The sequence below is a fragment of the Streptomyces sp. genome, assembly GCF_031181705.1.
Lineage (GTDB): Bacteria > Actinomycetota > Actinomycetes > Streptomycetales > Streptomycetaceae > Streptomyces.
This window is the reverse complement of sequence record NZ_JAPSKN010000009.1, coordinates 58,809-69,732: the sequence shown is the minus strand read 5'-3', so window position 1 is coordinate 69,732 and position 10,924 is coordinate 58,809. Positions and strand designations below refer to the sequence as shown.

At 72.0% G+C, this 10,924-nt stretch carries 10 protein-coding genes and 1 pseudogene; 7 read left to right on the top strand and 4 right to left on the bottom strand.

Translation table 11 applies throughout. The annotated features are described in order from the left end of the window. Window positions 1–21: 21 nt before the first annotated feature. The 6 genes and pseudogenes from RIN80_RS03850 to RIN80_RS03825 all read left to right on the top strand — a co-directional run bounded on the left by RIN80_RS03850 (window position 22) and on the right by RIN80_RS03825 (window position 5,912). On the top strand, window positions 22–1,113 hold the full coding sequence (locus RIN80_RS03850; RefSeq protein WP_375141602.1) for a TraR/DksA family transcriptional regulator: 1,092 nt from the start codon (window positions 22–24) through the stop codon (window positions 1,111–1,113). An 87-nt stretch (window positions 1,114–1,200) separates the two neighbouring features. Continuing rightward, on the top strand, window positions 1,201–1,875 hold the full coding sequence (gene lspA / locus RIN80_RS03845; RefSeq protein ID WP_309094033.1) for a signal peptidase II: 675 nt from the start codon (window positions 1,201–1,203) through the stop codon (window positions 1,873–1,875). Window positions 1,876–1,939: 64 nt separating this feature from the next. Next, a complete protein-coding gene (locus RIN80_RS03840; protein ID WP_309094032.1) occupies window positions 1,940–2,884 on the top strand; it encodes an RluA family pseudouridine synthase in 945 nt (314 codons plus the stop codon). After that, window positions 2,881–3,351, top strand: a complete 471-nt coding sequence (locus RIN80_RS03835; protein ID WP_309094031.1) for a GNAT family N-acetyltransferase — start codon at window positions 2,881–2,883, stop codon at window positions 3,349–3,351. The genes RIN80_RS03840 and RIN80_RS03835 overlap by 4 nt, the downstream gene beginning before the upstream one ends. A 95-nt stretch (window positions 3,352–3,446) precedes the next feature. Beyond that, window positions 3,447–5,033, top strand: a complete 1,587-nt coding sequence (locus RIN80_RS03830) for a Na+/H+ antiporter (protein ID WP_309094030.1) — start codon at window positions 3,447–3,449, stop codon at window positions 5,031–5,033. A 138-nt stretch (window positions 5,034–5,171) separates the two neighbouring features. Next, window positions 5,172–5,912 (top strand): annotated as a pseudogene (locus RIN80_RS03825) (SDR family NAD(P)-dependent oxidoreductase). A 76-nt stretch (window positions 5,913–5,988) separates the two neighbouring features. Here RIN80_RS03825 and RIN80_RS03820 read toward each other — a convergent pair. After that, a complete protein-coding gene (locus RIN80_RS03820) occupies window positions 5,989–7,134 on the bottom strand; it encodes a mechanosensitive ion channel domain-containing protein (protein ID WP_309094029.1) in 1,146 nt (381 codons plus the stop codon). A gap of 106 nt (window positions 7,135–7,240) precedes the next feature. On the opposite strand from RIN80_RS03820, the gene RIN80_RS03815 reads away from it, so the two are divergent. Next, on the top strand, window positions 7,241–7,810 hold the full coding sequence (locus tag RIN80_RS03815) for a dienelactone hydrolase family protein (RefSeq protein ID WP_309094028.1): 570 nt from the start codon (window positions 7,241–7,243) through the stop codon (window positions 7,808–7,810). A gap of 7 nt (window positions 7,811–7,817) precedes the next feature. On the opposite strand, the gene RIN80_RS03810 is transcribed toward RIN80_RS03815, so the two are convergent. The 3 genes from RIN80_RS03810 to RIN80_RS03800 form a co-directional block, all read right to left on the bottom strand. Continuing rightward, complete coding sequence (locus RIN80_RS03810; RefSeq protein WP_309094027.1) at window positions 7,818–8,162, bottom strand: hypothetical protein; 345 nt, start codon at window positions 8,160–8,162, stop codon at window positions 7,818–7,820. A 104-nt stretch (window positions 8,163–8,266) separates the two neighbouring features. Further along, the gene (locus RIN80_RS03805; protein WP_309094026.1) at window positions 8,267–9,937 is read right to left on the bottom strand and encodes an alkaline phosphatase D family protein; all 1,671 of its coding nucleotides are present in this window, start codon (window positions 9,935–9,937) and stop codon (window positions 8,267–8,269) included. Between the two features lie 93 nt (window positions 9,938–10,030). After that, on the bottom strand, window positions 10,031–10,849 hold the full coding sequence (locus RIN80_RS03800) for a thioredoxin domain-containing protein (RefSeq protein ID WP_309094025.1): 819 nt from the start codon (window positions 10,847–10,849) through the stop codon (window positions 10,031–10,033). Window positions 10,850–10,924: the final 75 nt, after the last annotated feature.

Genomic DNA, 10,924 nt, shown 5'->3' with positions numbered 1-10,924 from the left:
AAGACTCCGGCCAAGAAGGCCGTGGCCAAAAAGGCCGTGGCCAAGAAGGCTCCGGCCAAGAAAGCCGTAGCCAAGAAGGCTCCGGGCAAGAAGGCCGTAGCCGAGAAGGCTCCGGGCAAGAAGGCCGTAGCCGAGAAGGCTCCGGGCAAGAAGGCCGCAGTCAAGAAGGCTCCGGCCAAGAAAGCCGCAGCCAAGAAGACCCCGGCCGAGCGAGCCCCCGCGAAGAAGGCCGGGGTCGAGGCGGTGGTCTCGAAGAAGGCGGCAGGGGCCGGATCGGGGCCGGCGAAGGCGGCGGCCGGGAAGGCGCCGGTGGAGAAGGCCGCCTCGGAGAAGGCCGCCTCGGAGAAGGGCGCTGAGGCGCCCGGCAGGAAAACAGGCGCCAAGGAGGCTGTGGCGGGGAAGGCTCCGGCCAGGAAGAACGTCGGCGGCAAGGGGAGGGCCGGTGGGGGCGGGGCCGTGAAGAAGGGTGCCGAAGGCGTGGCCGGGCAGGGCGCCGGAGGCGGGAGCACCACCACGAAGAGCGCGGCCGGCACGGGCACCGCCCGGACCGGCGCGGTCACACAGGACACGGCCGGGAGCAGCACGGCCAAGAAGGCGGGCGCGGCCGGGACCGCGCCGCAGACGGGAGCGACGACGGTGGGTGCGAAGAAGACCCCTGGCACGGCCACGGCGGCGAAAACCGCCGTTCCGAAGGCACGGGCGGGCCTGGTGGAGCCCGGTGAGCTGGCGGTACGCCCGGGGGAGGACCCCTGGACGGCGGAGGAGGTCGAGGAGGCCAGGTCCGAGCTGCTGTCCGAGGAGGCGCGGCTGCGGGAGGAGATCACCTCGTCGGAGCGGTCGCTCGCCGGTCTGATGCGGGACTCCGGGGACGGCGCGGGCCACGACGAGGCGGACACCGGCAGCAAGAACATCACGCGCGAACACGAGCTGGCCCTGGCCGCCAACGCGCGCGAGATGCTCGACCAGACCGAGCGCGCCCTGGACCGCCTCGACTCCGGCACCTACGGCCTGTGCGAGAACTGCGGCAACCCCATCGGCAAGGCCAGGATGCAGGCCTTCCCGAGGGCCACCCTGTGCGTGGAGTGCAAGCAGAAGCAGGAGCGCCGGTACTGACCCCGCCGAATGCCTCCTGAGCACGTGCGTCGCGCGAGCCGTGACGTACCCTCGTGCTCAGTCAGGCACCTAGGTTGAGGGACTCACGTGGCAGAGGCGGAGCGCATCATCGGTACGCCGGACACACCGGACGCGGCCGGGGACGGACGGGAGCGGCCCGGTTCCGGGGACACCGGCGCGCGGGCCGGCGAGTCCGGCTCCGAACCGACGGGTCCGGCGGCCGCCGGGGCGTCCGGGACCGGCGAGCCGGAGGCCGCGGCCGGGCCCGCACCCCGGGGCAGGCGCCGGATCGCGGTGCTCTTCGCGGTGGCCCTGTTCGCCTACGCCCTCGACCTGATCAGCAAGCTGATCGTGGTGGCCAAGCTGGAGCACCACCCGCCGATCGAGATCATCGGGGACTGGCTGAGGTTCGAGGCGATCCGCAACGCGGGCGCGGCCTTCGGCTTCGGCGAGGCCTTCACCGTGATCTTCACGATGATCGCCGCGGCGGTGATCGTGGTGATCGCCCGTCTCGCCCGCAAGCTCTACAGCCTGCCCTGGGCGATCGCGCTCGGCCTGCTGCTCGGCGGGGCGCTGGGCAACCTCACCGACCGGATCTTCCGCGCGCCGGGCGTCTTCGAGGGCGCGGTCGTGGACTTCATCGCGCCCAAGCACTTCGCCGTGTTCAACCTGGCCGACTCGGCGATCGTGTGCGGCGGCATCCTGATCGTGCTGCTGTCGTTCAAGGGGCTGGACCCGGACGGCACCGTCCACAAGGACTGAGCGGCGGCCCGGGTTTTCCACAGGCTCGTACGGGCGTGCCGCAGCCGTCCGGCATACTCGACGGGTGAGCACGCTTCCCGAGATCCGTACCCTGCCCGTGCCCGACGGCCTGGAGGGCGAGCGCGTCGACGCCGCCATCTCCCGCATGTTCGGCTTCTCCCGTACCAAGGCGGCCGAGCTGGCCGCGGCGGGGAAGGTCGCGGTCGACGGGTCGGTGGTCGGCAAGTCGGAGCGGGTGCACGGCGGGGCCTGGCTGGAGGTCGAGATGCCGCAGGCGCCCGCGCCGGTGCAGGTGGTGGCCGAGCCGGTCGAGGGCATGGAGATCGTGCACGACGACGACGACGTGGTCGTCATCGTCAAGCCGGTCGGCGTGGCCGCGCACCCGTCGCCGGGCTGGACCGGTCCGACCGTCATCGGCGGCCTCGCCGCCGCCGGGTACCGGATCTCCACGTCCGGCGCCGCCGAGCGCCAGGGCATCGTCCACCGGCTCGACGTGGGCACGTCGGGGCTGATGGTCGTGGCCAAGTCGGAGTACGCGTACACGTCGCTGAAGCGCCAGTTCAAGGAGCGCACGGTCGACAAGCGGTACCACACGCTCGTCCAGGGCCACCCGGACCCGACCAGCGGCACCATCGACGCGCCCATCGGACGGCACCCGCAGCACGACTACAAGTGGGCCGTCACCGCCGAGGGCAAGCCGTCGGTGACGCACTACGACCTCATCGAGGCGTTCCGCGCCGCGTCCCTGCTCGACGTGAAGCTGGAGACCGGCCGCACCCACCAGATCCGCGTCCACATGGCCGCGCACCGGCACCCCTGCGTCGGCGACCTGACGTACGGCGCCGACCCGACGCTCGCCAAGCGGCTGCGCCTGACCCGCCAGTGGCTGCACGCGGTGCGGCTCGGCTTCGAGCACCCCGGGGACGGGCAGTGGGTGGAGTTCTCCTGCGACTACCCGGAGGACCTGCGCAGCGCCCTGGACCAGGTGCGGGAGGAGACGTACGCGTGAGCGAGCCGGGATACGCGGTGCGGGTCGCCGAGGACCCGGCCGACCGTGAGGCGTGCTTCGCGGTGCGCAAGGAGGTCTTCGTCGGCGAGCAGGGCGTGCCGGAGGACCTGGAGTACGACGCGTACGACGCCGGGGCCGTCCACGTGCTGGCGATCCGGGAGGACGGTGTGCCGCTCGGGACCGGGCGGCTGCTGGTCGGGGAGGCGGCCGTGGCGCAGACCGGGGCCGACCCGTCCGTGGGCTCCCTCGGGCGCCTCGCCGTGGCCGCTCACGCGCGCGGGCTCGGTGTCGGTCTCGCCCTGGTGCGGGCCATCGAGGACGTGGCACGCGCGCGCGGGCTCGCGGCCGTCGACCTGCACGCCCAGACACACGCGCTCGGCTTCTACGAGCGGCTGGGCTATGTGGCCCACGGGCCGGAGTATCTGGAGGCCGGGATTCCCCACCAGGGGATGCGGCGTTCGCTCTAGCCCGCCGCGGCGGGTGCCGAAACGGTTTGTCACGGGCGTTGCGTGGCACGCTTGAGATCAGTCGTGTGACCGTCTGACCTCCCGGAGCGCTGACCGTGGATCAGTTGGCCCTGTTGTTCGTGCTGCTGCTCGGGGCCGTGATCAGCGTCCCGGTCGGGGATCGGCTCGGGGTGCCCGCGCCGGTGCTGATGACCCTGCTCGGCATAGTCCTCGCGCTGCTCGAGTTCGTCCCGAACGTCGACATCCCGCCGGACCTGATCCTGCCGCTGCTGCTGCCGCCCCTGCTGTACGCCGCCGTGCGGCGCACCTCCTGGCGGCAGTTCGCGGCGAACAGAAGACCCATCTTCCTGCTGGCCGTGGCGCTGGTGTTCGTCACCATGGCCTGTGTGGCCGCCGCGGCCGACGCGATCGTGCCCGGCCTGCCGCTCGCCGCGGCGTTCGCGCTCGGTGCGCTGGTGGCGCCGCCGGACCCCGTCGCGGCGACCGCCGTCGCCGGGCAGCTGGGGCTGCCGCGCCGGCTGGTGTCGATCCTGGAGGGCGAGGGGCTCTTCAACGACGTGACGGCCATCGTCCTCTACCACGTGGCGATCGCCGCCGCCGTGAGCGGGACGTTCTCGCCCTGGAAGGCCGGGCTCGACCTGGTGCTGTCGGCGGTGGTGGCGGTGGCCGTCGGCCTCGCGCTCGGCTGGGGCACCAACAAGCTGATGGAACTGCTCGACGACGCCACCCTGCAGATCTCGCTGACCCTGCTGGTGCCGTACGCCTCCTACGTGATGGCCGAGGAGATGCACGGCTCCGGAGTGCTCGCCGTGCTCACCACCGCCCTGTTCCTCGCGGAGTACGGCGCCGACGCCGACGACGTCATGACGCGGCTGGCCGGGCACACGTTCTGGAACATCGTGGACACGCTCGTCACCGGCGTCGCCTTCGGGCTGGTCGGACTGGAGCTGCACAACGCCGTCCACACCGCGGCCGGCCGGTGGGGCCAGCTGCTCGGGTGGGCGGCGCTGGTGGTCGGCGTGGTCGTCCTCGTACGGTTGTTGTGGCTGCTGCCGGCGACCTGGCTGACCAAACGGCTGCACGCGCGGCGGGACTACGACGAGGACATCCCCGTGAGCTGGCGCGAGACCGTGGTGATGTGGTGGTCGGGGATGCGGGGGGTGGCCTCGGTCGCGCTGGTGCTGGCCATTCCGCTGGAGACGGACTCCGGGGCGCCGTTCCCGAACCGGGACGAGATCATCTTCATCGCGTTCGGCGTGATCATGGTGACGCTGGTCGTGCAGGGGCTGACGTTGCCGTGGCTGGTGCGGCGGCTCGGGGTGAAGGCCGACACGGACGTGGAGAAGGACTTCGCGAAGACCCTGGCGATCCGGGCGGCGAAGGCGGCCAAGCGGCGGCTGCGGGAGATCGAGGAGTCCGAGGAGCTGCCGGAGGAGCTGTCCGAGCAGATGCTGCGGCGCGCGTTCGACATCGGGGTGCGGATCAGCCCGGAGGTGGCCGAGGACGAGCGGCGTGAGGCGCATCGTGAGCGGGCGCGGCAGCTGAAGCGGATGCGGCGGATCCAGCAGGAGATGCTGAGCGCCGCGCGGCACGAGGTGCTGGCGGCGCGGAGTGAACCGGGAGCCGATCCGGAGGTGGTGGACCGGGTGCTGCGCCATCTCGACGTGCGGAGCCTGCGGTGAGCCGCCCGCCCACCCGCCGCCCGTGGCCGCCGCTCCCGGCTCCCCGCGGGGCATGCCCGCCGTCGGCGGCGGGTGTGTCTCCGCGGCCGTGCACGGGGTACGACGGCGGACGGCCCGGGCGGCGTACGGTCGTCGGCCATGGCGCGGAATGTGTGATCAGTGGTGGAGGTACGGGAATCGGGCTCGCGGCGGCTCGGGTGTTCGCCGCCGACGGGGACCGGGTGCTGTCGCTCGGGCGGCGGGCCGAGGTGCTGGAGAAGGCCGGGGTGCCCGGCGCGCTGACGTACGCCGCCGATCTCGCCGAGCCTGAGGACGTGCGCGGTGTCGCCCGGTTCGTGAAGCGGGAGTTCGGGGCCGTGGACGTGCTCGTGCACAGCGCCGGGGGCAGCGGGCCGCTCGAACCGGACGCCCCCGGTGATGATCCGCTCGACGCCGTCGCGCACGCCTGGACCGTGAACCTCAGGCGCAACACCCTGACCGCGGTCCCGCTCACCGAGGCGCTGGAGCCGCGCCTCGCCGAGCCCGGCGGGCGGGTGCTGTTCCTCGGTTCCATCGCCGCCTACCGCGGGTCGGGGAGCGGGGCGTACGCGGCGGTCCAAGGCGGGCCTGCACCCGTACGCCCATGACCTGGCCCGCGCGCTGGGGCCGCGCGGCATCACGGTGAACGTGGTCGCGCCCGGCCACGTCGAGGACACCGAGTTCTCCGGGGACGCGATGGGCGCGGAGCGGCGGGCCCGGCTGGTCGGCGAGACCTCGAACGGGCGGGCCGGAACGCCCGAGGACGTCGCCGGGACGCTGCACTGGCTCGCCTCGCCGGCCGACGGGCACATCACGTCGCAGATCATCCAGGTCAACGGCGGCGCCGAGCGCGGGCACTGAGGCCCGGCAGAGGAGGACGGCCGCGCGCCGGTGCGGGCGGCCGTCCTCCCCGGTGTGCGGCCCTGACCGGTCGTCCTCAGCGCTCCGTCCGGGGCGAGCCGTGGTAGCGGCGCTGGACCGGGACGCCGTCCGACGAGGCCGGCCGGTCTCCGTCGCGCGAGGGGTGGTGGCCGTTCCGGGGCGGTGGCAGCACCGCGTCCGCCGTGTTCACCCGGGGCAGGGCGTACGGGTGCTCGTCGGCCAGCCAGCGGATCATCCGCTCGCGGACCGCGACCCGGACCGTCCAGATGTCGTCGGCGTCCTTGGCGGTCACCAGGGCGCGTACCTGCATGGTGTTCGGGGTGGTGTCCGTGACGGACAGGTCGTAGGCGCGGCCGTCCCAGGCCGGGCACTCGCGCAGGATGTCGCGGAGCTTGTCGCGCATCGCCTCCACGGGGGCCGTGTGGTCCAGGTGCCAGAAGACGATGCCGGTCATCTGCGGCGTGCCCCGCGACCAGTTCTCGAACGGCTTGGACGTGAAGTACGACACCGGCATGGTGATCCGCCGTTCGTCCCAGGTGCGCACGGCCAGGAACGTCAGCGTGATGTCCTCGACCGTGCCCCACTCGCCGTCCACGACCACGGTGTCCCCGATGCGCACCATGTCGCCGAAGGCGATCTGGAACCCGGCGAACATGTTGCTCAGCGTGGACTGGGCGGCGACACCGGCGACGATGCCGAGGATGCCGGCCGAGGCCAGCAGCGAGGCGCCGGCCGCCTTGAACGCCGGGAAGGTCAGCAGCATGCTCGCCGCGGCCACCACGCCGACGATCGCGGACACCACCCGCATGATCAGCGACACCTGGGTGCGCACCCGGCGGACCCGGGCCGGGTCGCGGTGCGCCCGGCCATGGGCGTACCGGCTGTACGACGTCTCGACGATCGCCGCCGCGATACGGATCACCAGCCAGGCGGTCGATCCGATCAGCACCAGGGTCAGCACCCGGCCGACGGCCTCCTGGCGGCTCTGCAGCAGGTCCGCCTCGTCGTAGGACCCTCTCAGCAGGGCGGCGCACAGCACCAGCTGGTAGGGGATGCGGGCACGGCGGAGCAGACCCCACAGCGGGGTGTCGTGGTGCCGTTCGTCGGCCTTGCGCAGCAGGAAGTCGGTGGCCCAGCCGATCACCAGCGTGAGCACGACCGAGCCACCGACCACGATCAGCGGTCGTAGCAGGTTCTCCATGCCCCCGAACCTAACCGGCTCGCCGGGGCATGAACATGTGACTTCGGCGGCGTCCTGGGTACTGCCGCGACCCGGGCCCGTCACACCCGGCTGGCACCATGGCCTCATGAACATCATGCTCTTTCACTCGACCTACGGGCTGCGGCCCGCGGTGCACCAGGCCGCTGACCGGCTGCGCTCGGCCGGTCACGAGGTGTGGACGCCCGACCTCTTCGAGGGGCGTACGTTCGAGACCGTCGAGGAGGGCATGGAGCACAACGAGAAGACCGGCAAGGAGGAGCTGCTGAAGCGGGCCGTGCTGGCCGCCGCGCCCTACTCGGAGCGCGGGCTCGTGTACGCCGGATTCTCGCTCGGCGCCTCCATCGCCCAGACCCTCGCCCTCGGCGACGACAAGGCCCGCGGCCTGCTGCTCCTGCACGGCACGTCGGACATCGCGCCGGGCGTCACGGTGGACGGGCTGCCGGTTCAGCTGCACGTGGCGGAACCGGACCCGTTCGAGACGGACGACTGGCTGAGCGCCTGGTACCTGCAGATGGGCCGCACGGGCGCCGACGTGGAGGTGTACCGCTACGCCGGGGCCGGCCACCTCTACACCGACCCCGACCTGCCCGACCACGACGCCGAGGCGGCCGAGGCCACCTGGCGGGTGGCCCTCGGCTTCCTCGACTCGCTCTAGCGGGCGGTCAGCACTTCTTGGGCGGGTTCACCAGCGACGCGAAGTGCCCGGACCACACCCAGCCCACCGGCTGCGAGTCATAGATCCGGAACCACATGTTGCCCGACGGGGTGGCGGTGGTGGAGCACGCGATCCGCAGGGTCGTGCCCCGGGGCTCCGTGCGGTACCGCGTCGACGAGGACGTGGGCTTGGCGTAGACGGGCGCCTTGGCGCTCAGCACGGTCAGGCTGACGTAGGCCGGCGCGGCCGGGCGGGACTCCTTCGCCTCGGCGGCGGTGGCGGTGCCGCCGGCCAGGGCCAGGGCGGCGACCAGCACGGCGGACTTCTTCACGACACCTTGGGGGGTGGCCATGTGACTCCTGTCTCCTCTTGTGCTGACGATCCGTCAGCACAAGAGGAGAGGAGGACTTCGGGCAGGAGGTTGCCCGTCGCGGCCCGGCCCGGACGTGACTCCGGTTACACGGGGTCGTACACGCGCTCCATCTTCTGCGTGCCGCTGCGTGTGCGGTACGAGCGGATCCACCTGGCCGTCGCGTCACGTTTCGCGCGGTCGGAGATCACGTAGTAGTCCATCTGCGCGCGCTCGGCCGTGATGTCCAGGACGCCGAAGCCGTGGCGGTCGGTGTCGACCCAGTGGACGTGCCGGTTGGCCGCGCGGATCACCGGCGCGGCGACCGCGGAGACCGTGCCCTCCGGGACCTCGAGGATGTCGTCGAGGTTGTCCGAGGTGACCGAGGTGACGACGAACTCCGTGGCGGCCGACGGGGAGAGCGGATACGTGCCCGCGTCCACCGGGACGTCGTTGGCCCAGGCCATGTGGATGTCGCCGGTGAGGAAGACCGTGTTGCGGATCGCGTTGGCGCGCAGGTGGGCCAGGACCTCGCGGCGGTCGTCGGTGTAGCCGTCCCACTGGTCGGTGTTGAGGGCGAGGCCCTCCCGCGGCAGGCCCAGCAGCTTGGCCAGCGGCCCCAGCAGGTCGGCGGAGAGCGAGCCGATGGCGAACGGGGAGATCATCACGGAGTTGCCGACCAGCCGCCAGGTGGTGTCGGACGCCTTCAGGCCCGCCTTGAGCCAGTCGAGCTGGGCGCGGCCGGTGAGAGTGCGGTCCGGGTCGTCGACCTCGCCGTCGCCGGCCTTGACCTGCTGGGAGCGGAAGGAACGCAGGTCCAGCAGCGAGAGGTCGGCCAGCTTGCCGAAGCGCAGCCGGCGGTAGGTGGTGCCGGCGATGGCGGGCCGCACCGGCATCCACTCGAAGTAGGCCTGCTTGGCGGCGGCCTGACGGGCGGACCACGTGCCCTCGGCGCCCTCCGTGTGGTTCTCGGCGCCGCCCGACCAGGCGTCGTTGGCCAGCTCGTGGTCGTCCCAGATCGCCACGACCGGGGCCGCCGCGTGCAGCGCCTGGAGGTCCGGGTCCGTCTTGTAACGGGCGTGCCGGGCGCGGTAGTCGGCGAGCGTGACGATCTCGTGGGCCGGGACGTGCGGGCGGACGACCGTGCCGCGGGTGCCGTACTCGCCGGTGCCGTACTCGTAGATGTAGTCGCCCAGGTGCAGCCAGGCGTCCAGGTCGCCGCGGGCCGCGAGGTGGCGGTACGGGGCGAAGTACCCGGCCTCCCAGTTGGCGCAGGAGACCACGCCGAAGCGCAGGCCGGTGACGGCCGCGTCGGGAGCGGGGGCGGTGCGGGTGCGGGCGGCGGGGGAGTCGGTGCCCCCGGCGGAGAAGCGGAACCAGTAGTCCGTGCCCGGCTCCAGGCCGCGGATGTCGGCCTTCACGGTGTGGTCGGAGGCGGCGGTGGCGGTCGTGGAGCCCCTGGCGACGACGTTCGTGAACGCCTTGTCCCGGGCGACCGTCCAGGCGACCTCGGTGTCCGGGCCGATCCCGGATCCGGGTATCGCCTCGGGGACGGGCGTGACACGGGTCCACAGCAGGACGCCGTCCGGCAGCGGGTCACCGGAGGCCACGCCGTGCAGGAAGGCGGGAGCCTGGTCGACGGCGCGCGCGGGCGGGGTTGCCGCCAGCGGCCCGGCCAGGACAGCAGTCGCCGCCGCGGCCTTGACGACCGTACGGCGGCGCGGGGTGAGGGAGTTGAGGCCCTCGGACGTGTTCGATGATCTGTATCGACTGGTCACGAGCGATCAGGTTACTGGTCGGTATGCGCCGGAGCGGGCGAACTTCCGGAAGTTCGCCCGCTCTTCACACGCCGGCCGGTCCGCGGCCCGCCGTCACTTCTTCAGGGCCTCGCCCACGACCCGGTTGAAGTCGGCCACCGTCATCAGCGGCGTGCCCTGGCTGTCGGCGGTGAGCTGCTTGCCGTCCATCACGAAGCCCGGCGTGCCGGTGACGCCGTCCTTGTTGTCGTCGAAGGTCTTCGACATGGCCATCGCCCAGGCGTCGTAGGTGCCCTTCTCGACGGCGTCCTGGAACTTCTTGTTGCCCTTCAGTTCCGGGACGCTGTTCGCGACCTTGATCAGGTAGCTGTCCTTCTTGAACTCGTCGGTCGTCTCCTCCGGGTGGAACTTCGCGGAGTACAGGGCGGCCTTGTAGTCGAGGAACGCCTGGTCGCTGACGTTCAGCGCGGCGCCCAGGGCGCTCAGCGCGTTCTTGGAGCCCTCGCCGTTGTCCTTGTCGTCGATGAAGGTGGCGCCGATGAACTGCATCTTGTACTTGCCGTCGTCGATGTCCTTCTTCACGGTCGGGCCGACGACCTGCTCGAACTGGGCGCACACCGGGCAGCGCGGGTCCTCGTAGACCTTCAGGGTCTTCTTCGCCGAGTCCTTGCCGATGACGACCGTGGTGCCGTCGGTACCCGTGGTGTTGGCCGGGGCGACGACCTTGGCGTCCTTCTGGGCCTCCCAGTAGGTGGGCTTGTTGGCCTGGACGACCGCGTAGCCGATGCCGCCGGCTATCGCGAGGACGCCGACGACGGAGCAGGCGACGATGATCTGCCGCCTGGCCTTCGCCCGCTTGGCCTCGCGCTCGCGCTCGACGCGCAGCCGCTCGCGGGCCGCCATCTTCGCCGCCTGGCTGTTCCGCTTGCTCATGGTGATGTTCTCCGTGGGGGACGCGCACACGTCGTGTGCGGAATACGTAAGGGGGACTGCTCGTGCTCGAAAGCG